This is a genomic window from Sporolactobacillus pectinivorans (genome assembly GCF_002802965.1).
Taxonomy (GTDB): Bacteria; Bacillota; Bacilli; order Bacillales; family Sporolactobacillaceae; genus Sporolactobacillus; species Sporolactobacillus pectinivorans.
This window is the reverse complement of sequence record NZ_NXGA01000001.1, coordinates 3,492,560-3,507,443: the sequence shown is the minus strand read 5'-3', so window position 1 is coordinate 3,507,443 and position 14,884 is coordinate 3,492,560. Positions and strand designations below refer to the sequence as shown.

Annotated in this window: 14 protein-coding genes; 10 read left to right on the top strand and 4 right to left on the bottom strand. The window is 44.0% G+C overall.

Features of this window, described 5'->3' with window-relative positions; all coding sequences use genetic code 11:
• Positions 1-455: 455 nt before the first annotated feature.
• Both COP04_RS17150 and COP04_RS17145 read right to left on the bottom strand, forming a co-directional pair.
• On the bottom strand, positions 456-1,700 hold the full coding sequence (locus tag COP04_RS17150) for an MDR family MFS transporter (protein ID WP_100489137.1): 1,245 nt from the start codon (positions 1,698-1,700) through the stop codon (positions 456-458).
• A 552-nt stretch (positions 1,701-2,252) separates the two neighbouring features.
• Positions 2,253-3,182, bottom strand: coding sequence for an aldo/keto reductase (locus COP04_RS17145; protein WP_100489136.1), 930 nt, complete (start codon positions 3,180-3,182; stop codon positions 2,253-2,255).
• A gap of 550 nt (positions 3,183-3,732) precedes the next feature.
• Between COP04_RS17145 and COP04_RS17140 the strand changes: the two genes are divergently transcribed.
• The 10 genes from COP04_RS17140 to COP04_RS17095 all read left to right on the top strand — a co-directional run bounded on the left by COP04_RS17140 (position 3,733) and on the right by COP04_RS17095 (position 13,140).
• Positions 3,733-5,673: an ABC transporter ATP-binding protein/permease gene (locus tag COP04_RS17140; protein ID WP_100489135.1), complete on the top strand. Its 1,941-nt coding sequence runs from the start codon at positions 3,733-3,735 to the stop codon at positions 5,671-5,673.
• Positions 5,674-5,979: 306 nt separating this feature from the next.
• The gene (locus COP04_RS17135) at positions 5,980-7,590 is read left to right on the top strand and encodes a hypothetical protein (RefSeq protein WP_100489134.1); all 1,611 of its coding nucleotides are present in this window, start codon (positions 5,980-5,982) and stop codon (positions 7,588-7,590) included.
• Between the two features lie 113 nt (positions 7,591-7,703).
• Positions 7,704-8,093 carry a hypothetical protein gene (locus COP04_RS17130; protein ID WP_100489133.1) on the top strand — a complete coding sequence of 130 codons (390 nt, stop codon included), beginning with the start codon at positions 7,704-7,706 and terminating at the stop codon, positions 8,091-8,093.
• Positions 8,094-8,113: 20 nt separating this feature from the next.
• Positions 8,114-8,677: a TetR/AcrR family transcriptional regulator gene (locus COP04_RS17125; protein ID WP_100489132.1), complete on the top strand. Its 564-nt coding sequence runs from the start codon at positions 8,114-8,116 to the stop codon at positions 8,675-8,677.
• Positions 8,678-8,871: 194 nt separating this feature from the next.
• Positions 8,872-9,783: a proline-specific peptidase family protein gene (locus COP04_RS17120; protein WP_100489131.1), complete on the top strand. Its 912-nt coding sequence runs from the start codon at positions 8,872-8,874 to the stop codon at positions 9,781-9,783.
• A 160-nt stretch (positions 9,784-9,943) separates the two neighbouring features.
• Complete coding sequence (locus COP04_RS17115) at positions 9,944-10,852, top strand: aminoglycoside phosphotransferase family protein (protein ID WP_100489130.1); 909 nt, start codon at positions 9,944-9,946, stop codon at positions 10,850-10,852.
• 120 nt (positions 10,853-10,972) lie between these two features.
• Positions 10,973-11,680, top strand: coding sequence for a hypothetical protein (locus tag COP04_RS17110; RefSeq protein WP_100489129.1), 708 nt, complete (start codon positions 10,973-10,975; stop codon positions 11,678-11,680).
• A 27-nt stretch (positions 11,681-11,707) separates the two neighbouring features.
• Entirely contained in the window at positions 11,708-12,241 is a 534-nt protein-coding gene (locus COP04_RS17105) for a hypothetical protein (RefSeq protein ID WP_100489128.1), read from the top strand.
• A 49-nt stretch (positions 12,242-12,290) separates the two neighbouring features.
• Positions 12,291-12,527 carry a hypothetical protein gene (locus COP04_RS17100; RefSeq protein ID WP_100489127.1) on the top strand — a complete coding sequence of 79 codons (237 nt, stop codon included), beginning with the start codon at positions 12,291-12,293 and terminating at the stop codon, positions 12,525-12,527.
• Between the two features lie 94 nt (positions 12,528-12,621).
• The gene (locus COP04_RS17095; RefSeq protein WP_100489126.1) at positions 12,622-13,140 is read left to right on the top strand and encodes a GNAT family N-acetyltransferase; all 519 of its coding nucleotides are present in this window, start codon (positions 12,622-12,624) and stop codon (positions 13,138-13,140) included.
• A gap of 32 nt (positions 13,141-13,172) precedes the next feature.
• Here COP04_RS17095 and COP04_RS17090 read toward each other — a convergent pair whose 3' ends face one another.
• Positions 13,173-14,324, bottom strand: a complete 1,152-nt coding sequence (locus tag COP04_RS17090; protein WP_157800360.1) for a low temperature requirement protein A — start codon at positions 14,322-14,324, stop codon at positions 13,173-13,175.
• A gap of 102 nt (positions 14,325-14,426) precedes the next feature.
• Positions 14,427-14,804: a hypothetical protein gene (locus COP04_RS17085; protein ID WP_100489124.1), complete on the bottom strand. Its 378-nt coding sequence runs from the start codon at positions 14,802-14,804 to the stop codon at positions 14,427-14,429.
• Positions 14,805-14,884 lie beyond the last annotated feature (80 nt).

The following is a 14,884-nucleotide window of genomic DNA, read 5'->3' as shown; positions in this document are numbered from 1 at the left end:
GATTATAGTATAAGCGCAACTAAGGCTCAGCCTGCGCCAGAGGCTTGACTTTGCCAAGTTTTCTTTATAAGAAAGCAGACGCAAAGGGACTCGACTCCTGCNGACTTTGCCAAGTTTTCTTTATAAGAAAGCAGACGCAAAGGAGCAAGACTCCTGCGGGATTAGCGAGCGCCAAAGCGCATGAATCTTGCTCCAAAATCTTGGTAAATCAAGATTTAGTGGAACCGGGAGTTTGAAACTTGTGCCGATCAAGAAATATTCCGCCTTTGTGTTTACCAGCCATCATCAAAAATACTGTATCTTTTCGCTAAATCAGAACATCATAGTCCATGTTTGCTGCCCACAACTTCATTTGGAATATCTTTTACACGCTAAACTGAGCGTTTTTTGCACATTTAACCACCTATAACGAACTTGAAGTCATTATCAATAAACCTTAATATTACTGTTCAACATTAATTGATGTTCTCTTCTTTTCCATACAAAATACGAAATAACAGCCCATAGAGCAAGGCGCCGATTAATGCGCAGATCAGGATGAATCCGAAAACACCATTGGAGGGTACCCATCCTGACAGGATCATCGCGACTGGTGCAAAAAAGTTGCCGATGGTGTTCTGCAGCGTGGCGGCGCCCATATATTGGCCGCGTTTTTCGGCCGGTGCGTACTTGCTGACAAAACTGTCTGAAACGGGCGACTGCATCAGTTCTCCGAATGACATCGTTGCCATCAGAAGGAGCAGCATCCAGACGTTCGTGGTGCAGCCCATCAAGAACAGGCTGGCGCCGACGACACAAATGGAGAGGATCAGCAGAGTCCGGTCATTGATTTTTTCAAACATTCGTGCGACAGGAACTGAAAACAGAACAAAGATGATGCCGCTCAACCCCATCATCCAACCAAATACGCCGACACCACCGAGATTCGGTGACCAGCCATTCCATGAAAAAAGGACCTGTTCCGGGACATGCGCACTGATGTAAATCGGCAGATAAGTATTCTCCTGCCTGATGACAGTCATCACGACAATGCCAGCCAGAATAAAGAGTGCAAAGACCTTATCGTAAAAAATCACTTTATAGCTCCGAATCTGTGCTTTTAAAACAGATAACAGCGATCCACTTAATCTTTTTCCTGATTCAGCTTCGGGCATAGTCTCGCGGATCAGGAAGAATATCGCATACAAATAAAGAAAGGCCGCGGCCGTGCATGACCAAAGCAGCTCGCTCCTGTAGTGAAAGAAGAAAATTGAACCAAGCATGGGACCCAATACGGCACCAATATTAAATGCCGTCAGAAAAACTGCGAAGACCTCGCGACGGTCTTTCTCAGGAGTCAGATCCGCGACCATAGCGGAGCTTGCCGGATAGTAGATCGTCCGGCCGAAGCTGATTAATATATAGGCGATATAATTTATCCAGTCCGACAAAGATAAAGCAAACAAGGCAAATATGACGACCTGCACCAATGAACCGAGCAGCATCGTCTGGCGGCGTCCAAGCGTATCCGAAAGGTAGCCGCCGAGAAGGTTCGCAATGATTCCGACGAGAGGCGGGACAGACATCAGGAGACCCGCAACACTTTGCCCAAAACTGTCACTGAAATAGATGGTGAGAAATGGATAATACATCCAAAAGAGCAAGTTAAAAAGCGTCTCGCCAATCAGGCGGACTTTCAGATTCAAATCCCATGTTCGCATGTTAAAAGCAACTCCTTATTGAAAAGGAAGGCAACAAGTCATGCAGCTGCGGAATGATTGTTATCCTTTCATCATAAATATCCCGGCCGGTTGCTCTCAGACTACAATAAAATTTTTGAAAAATATAGACTTATAATGAGCGGTCGTTTAAAATAATATTATAAGGGGCAAGCACATTACCCCTTGCTTGAAAGAACCCATTTTTACGGAAACGACACATTTGGGTGTCTTTTTTTATTGTCTGGGAAATAATAAAAAATCGACCTGTGGATTAACCGATTTGTTGCACTTTTAAGAGGATCAAGCCATAGCTAAGCGGCAAGCGGAAGATCTTACGAAAGGCTAACTAGAAATTTCTAAGTTCCGATAAAATCGTTTGAGTTCTGATATAATTTGCTGAGTTCCGATAAAATCGTTTGAGTTCTGATATATTTTACTGAGTTCCGATAAAATCGCTTGGGTTCCGATATATTTTACTGAGTTCTGATCTGTTTTCTTGCTGCAAAAAAAAGGAGGGACCGAACAATTTCGACCCCTCTCGTTTTTTTTAGATTAAGGCAGCTTGTTTCCTGCAGCCAGATAAATTTCGTACCACTCAGGGCGCGTCAGCGTAATATCGGCGCCCTTGGCCGACTCAGCGACACGCTTCACGTTTGTCGTGCCGAGAATCACTTGCATCTCCGCCGGATGGCGCAGAATCCAGGCGACGGCAATCGCATTGTTGCTGACCCCATATTTCGCTGCGATTTCATCGATTTTTTTGTTGAGCTCCGGGAATTTTGGATTGTCCAGAAAGACACCCTCAAAGAAGCCGTACTGGAACGGGGACCATGCCTGAACCGTGACATTGTTCAGGCGGCAGTAATCGAGAATACCGCCGTCGCGGACGTTCGAGGCGTCAACCGTCATGTTCACATTAATGCCAGCGTCCACCAGACCGGTCGCTTTAATACTGAACTGAAGCTGGTTGACTTCAAGCGGCTGTTTAACGCTCTTCTTCAGTAGCTCCATCTGATATGGATTCTGGTTGCTGACGCCAAAATGGAGCACCTTACCGGCAGAATGCAGTTCATCAAACGTACCCGCCACTTCTTCCGGCTCCATCAGCGCGTCCGGACGGTGCAGCAGCAAGTAGTCGATGTGATCGGTCTGCAGCCGCTTCAGACTGGCGTTTACCGTTTCAAGCAAATGCTCTTTCGAAAAGTCATACAAAGTATATTCCGCACCGTGGACAATACCACACTTCGTCTGCAGCGTGATTTTGTCCCGCAGATCCGGACGTTTAGCCAGTACACGGCCGAATAATGCTTCGCAGGCGCCCTGGCTGTAACAGTCGGCGTGATCGAAAAAAGTGATTCCATTCTCCAGATCCGTCTCGATCAGCTTTTCCACCGTGTCTTCAGACATCTCCGAGATACGCATGCAGCCCTGAACAACCGCCGATGCCTGCTTTTTCTCAGGTCCAATCGCAATTTGCTTCAAAATAATCCCTCCAGTATGTCCTTAATCGATATTTGGAAACCCTTCCGAGATCAATGATAAAACGAAAAACAATAAAATTAAAGCGTTTTACTTTTGATTGAAGTAATTAACAGCAATAAAATTATCTGATCCTGTGGTCATTGCTTATGCTATGGTTATTATTTCTCTGGCAAATCTATGTTTTTAAAAAAATTCATTGTCGGTTTCACCACTCTGTCGATTAGAGGGAAGGTGCGAGACTCCTGCGGGAACAGCGAGCCCGGCGAGACCCCCGCAGTGAAGTATTGAGCGAGGAGGCTCGCGGATCGCCAGCGGAAAGCGAGCACATGGAGCGAAAATCAAAGGATTAGTCTAACAAAGCCTATAAAAAGTGAGAAGTGACACCAAGTAAGATCTAAATATGCAAAAAGGTAAGGCTAAAGACTTAGTGAAATTTAATTCCCGGAGCGGGTTAAATTTGCCTGTTTTATTGTTAAAATATAACAGTAAAAACAAATTCGGGAATCAAGCCACCTTTTTGGTACAGATTCCGGTAACTGGGGGATATCGCGTGAGTTATATCGAATTAAAAGACATCCATAAGTCGTACAAGCTTTCCGGAAAACAAAAATTTCCGGTATTGCATGGCATTGATCTCAAACTGGAGCGTGGTGAATTTGTTTCCATACTCGGAGAATCCGGTGGCGGAAAATCAACACTGATGAATATCATCGGCGGCATGGATAAGGATTACACAGGCGATGTTTTGATTAACGGCAAGGCGCTGCATGACATGAAAGAAAAAGAGTTGGATGATTACCGGAAGACGAATGTCGGCTTCATTTTTCAAAGCTTTAATCTGATCAACCACATGACTGTTTTAGATAATGTGCTCGTCACACTGAAGATGACAACGATGTCGGAAAAAGAGCGAGTGGCGCATGCCAAAGAACTGCTGACAACCGTCGGGCTTGCGGATCACTTGCATAAGCGGCCGAATCAGCTGTCCGGTGGGCAGAAACAGCGAGTGGCGATTGCCAGGGCATTGGCGAATAATCCCGACATCATTCTTGCTGACGAACCGACTGGAGCGCTCGATAAGAAGAATAGCGAGCAGATTATGGAGCTCCTTGATCAAATCGCCAAACAAGGCAAGCTTGTCGTGACGGTAACGCATTCGCAGAAAGTTGCCGACTACGGCACACGTATTATTAAAATTGATGACGGGCGCATCGCCGATGACATCCGTCTGAAGGATGGTTACCCGATACCGGAACATGAAGAAGGATCAAAAACGAAAAACCTGGGCCTAGGTGCTACCTTCAAAATGGCGCTCGATAACATCAGTCACAATCTGAAGCGAAACATTCTTGTCACGCTTGGCGGCGCAATCGGCATTTTTAGTGTGATTATTATGCTCTCACTTGGAAGTGGCGTGCAAACGTATATCCACGATGAAATTATGAATAACGTCAATCCGACCGTGGTGCAGCTAACGAAAAAAGGCCTGTCTCAGCAAGATGGAGAGAGCAGTCAAATCAAGAAATCGGCAGTCATTTCAAACAGTGATCTTGAGAAAATGAAAAAGGTCAAACATGTGAATTCAGCTGAAAAAGTGCTCTGGCTTTCTTCAACGCGGGTTATGCTTGGCAGCAAGATTGCGATCCCACAATACTTTCAGACCGTAGACGGCGCCATTCCGAAAAAAGATTTGGCTAGTGGCAGCCATTTGCCTGGAACAAACGAAATCGGGTTAAGCAAAGACGTTGCCATGCAGCTGACGAAAAAGCCGAGTAGCCTGATCGGCAAAACCTTAACTTTTTATGTCAATATGACCGATAAAAATCAGCGCCCAATCGTTATGCAGAAAAATTTAAAAGTATCCGCCATTTTCAACGGCAGCGCGCAAATGGGCCTGCTTACGGCAGACTATGCGACCATACAAGAAATGTACGACAAGCAAAAGATCACCCTGAAGCCCAACATGGCAACGATTAAAATCGATAAAATTGAAAATGTAAAAAGCGTTCAGGACTATTTTAAAAAACATGGCTATACCCCGAACGGAGCCGGAGCTTTTCTGGATTCATTGAACTTATATATCGCTATTGCCTCCTATGTCCTGGCGGCGATAGCCGGTATCTCATTACTTGTTTCAGCAATCATGATTATTGTCGTCCTTTATATCAGTGTGACGGAACGGACAAAAGAAATCGGCATTCTCAGGGCTCTTGGTGCCAGGCGTAAGGATATTCGCCACTTGTTCTTCTCGGAAGCGAGCCTGCTCGGGCTGTTCAGCGGTGCCATCGGCATTTTGATCGCTTTTATTGCTGCAGCGATTGGTAATTACTTTGCCCGTCCGCATATGCATGTGTCGCTCTTAAATATCACCCCCGGATTCGTGCTCTTCGGCCTGATCGCCAGTATTGGTATTAGTGTGATTGCCGGGCTCGCTCCTTCTTCCAAGGCCGCTAACCTTGATCCGGTCGAATCCTTGAGAAAGTTTGAATAGAAATGGGTATTGATGAACGATAATTAAAAATTTTTTTCGAGGTATCGCGGGGTTTGCGGCTGCGGTACCTTTTGTTTACGGTAAGAACATTTCAAAAGGTCATTTCTTTTCCAAAATATTTCGCAGCAGAAAGGCTGCAGAGTAAACCGCTCACACGGGTTATCACAACACTGTCTTCAGCAGACAGTTTTTCTTTTAATTAATGGCTGAAATGGAACACTAAAAAAACGAGTGCCTTTAATAGGATGAATAGTACCGCAAAATCCAGCATTTAAAAATCAAAATCGATTGGGGACAGGTGGAAAAATGAATGAACTGAAACGTTACCAGCCCTATTGGCCTGAAACCGTGATTTTCTGGGGAGCGGGAGCGACGCAGCCACTTAAAATGAAATTAACTCATGAACTGGGCCGAACTTTTCAGATTTTAGCTGAAGCGTTTGATCATGGAGCGGCGCAGACGGATGATCAGAGACTCGAATCCGCAATTAAAGAGGCCATCCCAAAGGCGACGGATCAAATAAAAAAAGAGTTTAAAGCACTCATTGTACTGATCGATTCAAGATATCGGAGCCAGAGAGGGGAAGCCATGCGTGTCCTGGGCTTTCAGGAGAGACGTGCAGAGCATCTGCAAAGATTGTATGACTGGGAGGCCGTTCAGAAGGTCATTGAACGCTGCCCGCGGAACCACGATCAGCAATTTAGCCTTAAGGATCTATACAATTTGCTGGACATGCATATCAAATCACAGAACGGCATCGAGGTGGAACGCCAGTTTATCACACTTGATCGGCTGATTGCGGCGAGGCGAACCGTCGATATGATGACACAGCTCGTTCATGCCGTTGGGTTTCATGAACTTTTACATAACCAAGACCTGCTCGAAACGTATGATCAGTATAATCAGTTCGCGAAAATATTGGCGGATCTGATGAACGAGGAGGGGCAGGGGCGGATGCTGCGAAGTCCCTGTAATCTGAATGACCGGCGCTATTACCTGTTCAGCTACGCTATCATTTCAATGAATTGGGATCCGCTCCTTCTCTGGCTCATTTTGAACGCGCATCAGGCAGTCAACCAGAAGGCCGTTCATTCGCCGCAGTCCGTAAAACTGTTCAATGACTTGGTGCATTTCATGGCGATCAGGAAAGTGGACGGACAGACACCGGCTGCCTGGTTTCCGATGAACGAGACGGCTGTTCAACACTTGAATGGCCAGGATGGCGTAACCAGTCGCCGTGTCCGAATTGGAAAATTTTATTTTCCACACGGCTGTTTTGGTTTTCGGCAGTGCCCGAAGTGTGGGAAACTGACCTTCTATCTCGGTGATACATGGGATGTCCGTTCAACCAGTCTGTTTCCGCCCCAGATTCTGCCGTCACTTTCCCCGAGAAGGCCACGCTCATTCGAGGAAAAAAAGGCAATGGATGAAGGTGTATATGACGCGGTGCAATGCGCCCATTGCGGGACGATAACGGAAACCCACCACACGCCGATCACCATGCAAACGAATTTCAAAGGGCGCAAGCCTTCGTTTATTCAAGAAATTCAGAGTGATATGAAAGTGGCCATTGAAAACGCCCGCCATATCATTTTTGCCGGTTACTCCCTTCCGGAAGATGACTTCGTTTATCGCAGCATACTCTCCGCACGCCGGAGAATGGAAAATGACAAAGTTAAGTGTTCAGTGATCGGTGTCGACCCGGCGGCGCCGGACGGGTGGATGTGCGGCCCGGAACTGAGAGATTATTTGAATGCACGGAGTGATTCAAGTCTTGCCGGGATCTGCCGCCGCGTAGCGGATATTTTCGGTGAAGAAAATGTCCGCGCCTCAGGAGCGGGATTCCCAAACGTTTTTCTAAAAAACGGCAGTGCAGGCAAAGAAAAAGTAAAAGAAATGCTGCGGGTATGGCTGTAATGAAGGCATAAAGGATTTTTTGTAAATAGAAACCTGTTGACACAGGCTTTCCTTTGTTATAAATTAAACATGTTTAATACGTGTTTGATTTTAACAGATTGGTGGTTAAGGCGATGAAAACAGAAAATCCCAGAACAATACAAATTTTTAGCGGTTTAGGCTGTTTTATTGGTTTGGTCATTGATGGCGTTCTTTTTCTTCTTTTTCATTTGCAGGATAAAAACTGGGTCTACCAAACGCCTGCGGATGTCCGTTGGGTGACACTCGGAACGTTGCTGCTCTTATTTATTACCGCATTTACTGGTATCGGTTGGATGGTTATGAGCAAGCGACGGCATGAGTTAGCATTAACGCATGCTTCGCAATCGTTCGGAATTGCTGCTGGTTCATGTATGGGTCTCTTTACCTTAAATATGGGATACGGTTATATTATATTTATTGTAGTGCTTGGTGCATGTTCCATCATGGGAGGGACAATCGGACGACTATTTGAGAATGAATAAGAGCAAACATTGGAGGATCTATGTCAAAGACAGATGTCAAAGAGAAACTCATTCAAACCACTGTCGATTTGTTGCGGGAAAGTGGAAGGTCGGAAGAAGTGACTTCGAGACAAATCACCGAAAAAGCAAAAACAAATTTGGCAATGATTAATTACTATTTCAGCTCTAAGGATGAGTTGATTAATATTGCTGTCAATCGACTCATAAAAAGTGCTGCTGATGACTGGATAAACATTGAAAATCGCGCTCAATCTCCTTATGAGAAACTGCTGCAAATGCTCTTACATCTGAGCCAGTTAACGATGCAGTATTATTCATTGACAAAATCAACGACCATTTATGAGTTGACAAAAGCAGATATTCATTTACCCTTTTACATTATTCCACTTCTCGAACAACACTTCGGAGGACAAAGAAATGAATTTGAAATAAAGCTAACTGCCTTTGAGGTTATATCATTTTTACAAGTATTGATGGTCAAAGCTGATGACTTCTTAAAATACTCAGGCAAAGATGTCCGTGATGATCATCAGCGGGAGTACGTGATCGAAACTTTTCTAAATTCAATACTAAAAAATGAGTGAAGTATAGCGCCCGAATCGGTTGTATTGGTTTTGATCCGGGAGGTGCTCGATTTGAAAAGAATGTGGCTCCGGTAAAGGAAGAATTCAGATGAAAATTGGACTCCTCAACTATGCGCGTTGTCCTGAATTTTTTCAGATCTTAATCCCATTAGTGATATGATAAGACTATCCATTTAAAAATCAGGTGATTATTGATGAAGCAAGGAACAACAATTTTAACTCTTGATAACGGCTACCACCTATGGACCAATACCCAGGGAACCGGAGGTATTCATTTGCTCTGCCTTCACGGCGGACCCGGCGGCACACATGAATATTATGAAAATTTCGCTCAGATGCTGGCCGAACAGGGATTGAACATTCAGGTTCACATGTATGATCAATTAGGTTCTTTTTATTCCGACCAGCCGGACTACTCCGATCCCGAAACAGCCCGGAAGTATTTAACTTATGATTATTTTCTCGGTGAAGTTGAGGAAGTTCGCCAAAAACTGGGCCTTGATCACTTTTATCTGATCGGCCAAAGCTGGGGCGGTTTGCTTGTCCAGATGTACGCTCTGAAATATGGCCGGCATCTTAAAGGTGCGATCATTTCATCCATGACGGACAACATCGATGAATATGTCACTAACATTAATAAAATTCGGGAGGAAGCACTGCCCGCTGATGCCGTTGTGTTTATGAAGGAATGCGAAGCAAAGAATGACTATGATAATGCGCGTTACCAGGGCTACGTTGATATCCTCAACGAGGGCTATGTTGACCGCAGGCAGCCGCCGGCTATTTCCCATCTGATCAGCACTATGGCGGCTCCTGTTTATAATGATTTCCAGGGCGACAATGAATTTGTCGTCACTGGAAAATTAAAGGAATGGGACGTCCGCGATCAGCTTAAAAATATCACCGTGCCCACGCTCGTTACGTTTGGCGAACACGAAACCATGCCCATTGCCGCCGCCAAACGGATGGCTCAGGCCATTCCGCACGCCCGGCTGGCGACTACACCTAACGGCGGGCATCATCATATGATCGATAACGCTCCGGTCTACTTCGATCACCTGGCGACTTTCATTAAGGATGTCGAAAACAACAATTTTAACGATTGAATAACGAACCAATTTGTACATGAAACAGCGCCATTGAATTAAGCTTCAATGGCGCTGTTTTGATACAGTGATATCCTGATGAGAAAATGGGTGAGAGGCTTTGCCGCGTGTTTTAAAAGTAGATACAGTACATATACGCTGCTCAGAAGAGGTGAGACGAATGAACGGTCTTTTTTCCGGTATCCCCGGCTCAGATGATTGGAAAAAAGTAATTCCGGTCACTAAAGGCTGGTCTAATGATCAAAAGTTTTATGTCGAAATGTTGGATCGAAGGAAGTTTCTGTTGCGGATCTCAGATATCTCGAATTTCGATAGAAGACAGAGTGAGTACGAGGCTTTGAAAGAATGGTACAGCAGTAACATAGCGATGCCTGAGCCGATTGATTTCGGGATTTGTAATAAAGAAAGAAATGTATACACCCTGTTGACCTGGCTTGAAGGTGATGAGGCCGGAAGGGTTTTGCCGAAGTTTTCCAGGGAAGAACGGTATAAACTTGGGTACTTTGCCGGGCGGACGCTGAAGCTTATTCATCAAAATCCGGTGCCAAATGAACGCCCATCATGGTCTGAAATATTCAACCAGAAAACGGACCAGAAAATAAAAGCCTATAAAAACTGCGGCATTAAGATAGGGAATGCCGATAAAATCATCGATTATATCAATGTGAACCGATATCTTCTGGATCAAAGAACGCAAACCGCCCAGCATGGCGACTACCATTGCGGCAATATGGTCATCAACGAGGATCATAAAATGAGTATTGTTGACTTTGACCGGCTCGACTATGGTGATCCATGGGAGGAATTCAACCGAATCACATGGAGTGCGGACATCAGCCCGATTTTCGCCACGGGGCAGATTGACGGCTATTTTTGTGACAGTGTTCCTGATTCATTTTTCAGACTGATGGCACTGTATATTGCAGTCAATCAGCTGAGCTCGATACCCTGGGCGATTCAATTCGGACAGTCGGAAGTCAATGTGATGCTGGATCAGTCGAAAAAAGTTTTAGACGCTTATGACCAATTTCAGAGTGTCATCCCAAAATGGTACAAAGTGCGCGGATAACAGGAATATCGTCCTAGTTTACCTAGTATTGGATGCCTGATGGATATTTTTTTGCACCCAAGTCCGGCAGTAGAGCTGAATCTGGAAAAGGTAGAACTGAAACACTGAGAAGATCCCAATTTGGAAAAAGTCAACCCGCTTAAGAAGATTACGGGGTTTTTGCACGACGAAAAAGGGAAAATCAGTATCCTCGATGAAAAACATGTCATGGGCGTATGGGCCCTCTTCCAATTTCACATCACTTTTATTTCGGATGAAAAAGAAGAGAGTTCGAACCAGATCTGGATGAACCTGATCACAAACGAAAAGTCGGAATTCATGAAACAGCAGCAGAATCGCATCGTTTACCAGTCTGCCCCATTGTATCACTATCCGATCCCGACAGATCTGAATATGGATGAAGCATTTGTGATCGCCTACAATAAGGTAAAAAGCGATGCGGAAATGGAACAAAAACAGCGGCGGCAGGATCAACATCTGCAAAAAGATATTGATCGGATTGAGACTTATTACAAGGATCTGTTGAAAGAGAATGATCGAAGAACTGCGCGCAAGGGATTAAGTGAAGATAAAGTCAAAGAAATCGCTACAAAATCCGAAGCGATTGTCATGGAAATGGACAAGCAGCTTGAAGAAATCAAGAAAAAATCATACGGCCATACTGAGATCACACTTGATCACGGCATCATCTATTTTGTGCCCATCCTGCACTATGACATCGATATTTCGTTCCGATCCGAACGGAAACGGCAAACCCTCTACTATAACCCGATCACGAAACAATTTGACAAGGGAGCAGAAAATCCCGCTGTAATAGACGGAGTGTAAATGAAACCAAGGGAGGACTGCACCACGTTGGTATCAGAACTGAGACAGCATTTGAAAAAATATAGTGACGATGATTTAAGACTTATCATTGCTGAAATGTATAAGTCTATGCCCAAGGGGCTGCGAGAGGAGAATGGGATTGATCTTCTGCTGCAAGACCCGCATAGCGTAAGCAATGCGGGTAGAATCAGAAAAAATCAGGAGCAAAAAATAGGTATAGTTGATTTGAAAAATGAGATTGATCAATTTGTTCAGAATGCCTATAAATCGTATTATTACGCACCCAATCGTTCGATCACAAAAAAAGAGCGGTCAGGACTGGATCGTGGAATTAACCAGGATTCTATAAAATCGGCGATCACATTGGTTATTAATACTCAGGTAGACAGAGAAACATTACCTTCATTTCTGATAAAAATATTGGTTAAGAATCTCAAATCTGCAGACGCTAAAGAAATGGCTATTGAGGCGTGCGAGATGCTCAAGGCAGAAATCGTGGAAAAAAAGTCAGCGCCATCCAAAAAAAGTATGGACTTCAGACAACTCCGACTATGGGCGTAAGGAAAAATCGAATAACCTGGTTGAAATGATTTTCAGGCTGCATATATCATTGCATGACTATGATGAGGTGATTCATTATTTTAACGACAATATCAGCGAGCGGAACGATGAGGTGTCCTTGTACGCCCTGCTCAAACCTTTGCGTGAATATGAGTTAAAAGATCATTGGTCGCGGGAATTTAATAGTGCCTTGAAAAAAGGTGTGAAACTGAGAGAAGCGTTACGTAGAATGTATCGGTATCTACAGGAGAATGGAGCGCTGCCTGATTATATGTTTCCATTTTGAGAGGGCTTTTATTATATTCGATAAGCGCCAAGAAGAAAATCAAGAGATAATGAGCAGAAATGTACCTCTTCAATAGAGAAGGGAAGGGCTTCGAATGGAAGAAGACAGCGTAATGATAAGGGAAGCCGTCGCGGATGATGCCGAAAAATTATTAGACTATCTCGAAAAAATTTCGGCTGAGTCTGATTTTCTAACGTTCGGACCTAGAGAACTTCATCTTGATATAGCACAGGAAAAAGACACGCTTGACAGCTTTTCAATCAGGGATAACGCTTTATTTCTTGTTGCGGAAGTCGATGACAATATAATAGGATGCTTGAATTTTTCCGGCGGCACAAGATCAAGAACGGCTCACACGGGCGAATTTGGGATCAGCGTGCTGCAAGCATACTGGGGGCAACATATCGGTAAAGTGCTACTGAAAACGCTGATTAGCTGGGCACATCGAACCCATATCATCAGAAGAATAAATTTGCGGGTTCGAATGGATAACGTCCGTGCGAAACGTCTTTACCAGTCAGCCGGCTTTGTTGAAGAGGGCATGATCAAACGGGATCTGCTGGTAAACGGCAAGTTTTATGACAGTATCACGATGGGTTTAGACATTAACTGATAACTGTGCGATTTGGTTCCGAGCCAGTGGAATTACCCTATCGTTTCATGTTTTATCTTATGCGCTGACTGCAGAATAACACGCCACCAGTATACGGCTAGAATAATCAGAATAAGCGTTAATCCACCTAAAAACATTAACGGATTACTTTTCAACAAAAGGCTTAAAATAATCCAGACTAAATTTAAGAGGGAAATTGTCGCGAATTCTTTGCTGGTCACATGTGTGTTCTTTTTCGGATAAGTGCTCAAAAGAGCCAGCATGGAATAAATGAAAAGGACCGCACTGATGTCAAAGATGACGATAAAGAATGTGGTATTTAATTCATGAAGGATGAACAATTCCAGTAAGGCGGTGATTAAATTAATACCTACAAAAATAAAATAATGCAGATGGATCATAACCAGCCCCGCTGTTCTGGCTCTTCGGTTGATACCCAGCTCATAAGTGATCATATAGAGGGTAAAAAGTAAGGCAATGATTACAAAATAGAGTACGCTCTCGATTTTTAAATGATGAATATTAATCGTCTGTGCTATGGCGATCACGGCTTCGCCGAACAGTAACAGGGTAAAAAGCGAATAGCGTTCGCTCAGATGATCAAACTGTGTCGAGAAATCAGTCAGTGTCTGCTTCATAAAAAGTGGATAGAAAGCGACAGCAATGATCGAGGCGGTATATACGGCAAAGCGAAGCAAATAAAGTGTCGGAACAGGAAGAATGGTCACAAATCCGATCAAACTGATGATCATAAGCAGCACAGAGAAATGCAGCGCTAATTTTTTATGTTCTGGAGTATCCGCCCGTCTTGATTGCAGATAGTATTGAAATGCAATGCTTAATAACAGAACAGACGTTGATCCGGCAAATGTGAAATGGGTGGATGCAAAGTTTTCATTCAGAGACTGTGACAGGATCACGACCCAGAACATGTCGAAAATCAAAAACAGAGAGTTGCTGAGATCCCCTTTCAGGAAACGATTGGCATAAACCGTCTGGTAAGTCCAGATCGTCCAGAATACAAGCATCATCATCAAATATTCGGCCAGATTAATCAGCGGCAGGGTATGATTGATGACCAGATGCAGCACCTCGGTCATCCGGCTGATGGCATAGGCAAAAATCAAATCGTAAAATAATTCCAAAGTGCTGACTTCTTTCTTCCCAAGTAACTTTTCTGTCACATTTTCAACCTCCACTGAATGACTTTTCCGGCTTTTCTATGATTATATTTTGCCATTAATGGACGAAAAAGCCAATACGAACTTGCATTGGCAAAACAAAGATTATTTAACTTCAAAAATCGCGGTCAGATCATCGGTGCTTTTTGTAATATAAGTTACTTTTACATTCTTTGAGACAGCCGCCGTTGTCGCTGTATTTTTTACAGATTCTTGATAGGCATAAAATAATTTGATATCTGAAATATGAAGCCCGCCTTCAAAGCCCTCAAACGTTTCATCAAATTCCGGCGTTTGCGCTTTTGCAGAATAAATCACGATCTTTTTAACTTCTCCGTCTGAAACTGTCATTTCAATTTTGATCGGCCCGCTTTCGACTAATACGTTTGTTCCTTCCGGTGCTATTTCAGGCAATGCCAGGCTGGCAGAAACACTGCGGTTAAAATTTCCGCAAATCGTTTGATAATCGGTTAAAGATGCCATGATGTGATTCATCCCCTTCCATAAATTAGATTCATTATATTCCTTAAACCTGACTTTAAGGCAAGGCATGATGCTTATAT

Excerpts from the sequence above, each read along its gene's own strand:
- COP04_RS17095 (WP_100489126.1), top strand. The coding sequence starts at position 12,622 with ATGGAAGAAGACAGCGTAATGATAAGGGAAGCCGTCGCGGATGATGCC.
- COP04_RS17120 (WP_100489131.1), top strand. The coding sequence starts at position 8,872 with ATGAAGCAAGGAACAACAATTTTAACTCTTGATAACGGCTACCACCTA.
- COP04_RS17115 (WP_100489130.1), top strand. The coding sequence starts at position 9,944 with ATGAACGGTCTTTTTTCCGGTATCCCCGGCTCAGATGATTGGAAAAAA.
- COP04_RS17135 (WP_100489134.1), top strand. The coding sequence starts at position 5,980 with ATGAATGAACTGAAACGTTACCAGCCCTATTGGCCTGAAACCGTGATT.
- COP04_RS17150 (WP_100489137.1), bottom strand. The coding sequence starts at position 1,700 with ATGCGAACATGGGATTTGAATCTGAAAGTCCGCCTGATTGGCGAGACG.
- COP04_RS17125 (WP_100489132.1), top strand. The coding sequence starts at position 8,114 with ATGTCAAAGACAGATGTCAAAGAGAAACTCATTCAAACCACTGTCGAT.
- COP04_RS17085 (WP_100489124.1), bottom strand. The coding sequence starts at position 14,804 with ATGGCATCTTTAACCGATTATCAAACGATTTGCGGAAATTTTAACCGC.
- COP04_RS17130 (WP_100489133.1), top strand. The coding sequence starts at position 7,704 with ATGAAAACAGAAAATCCCAGAACAATACAAATTTTTAGCGGTTTAGGC.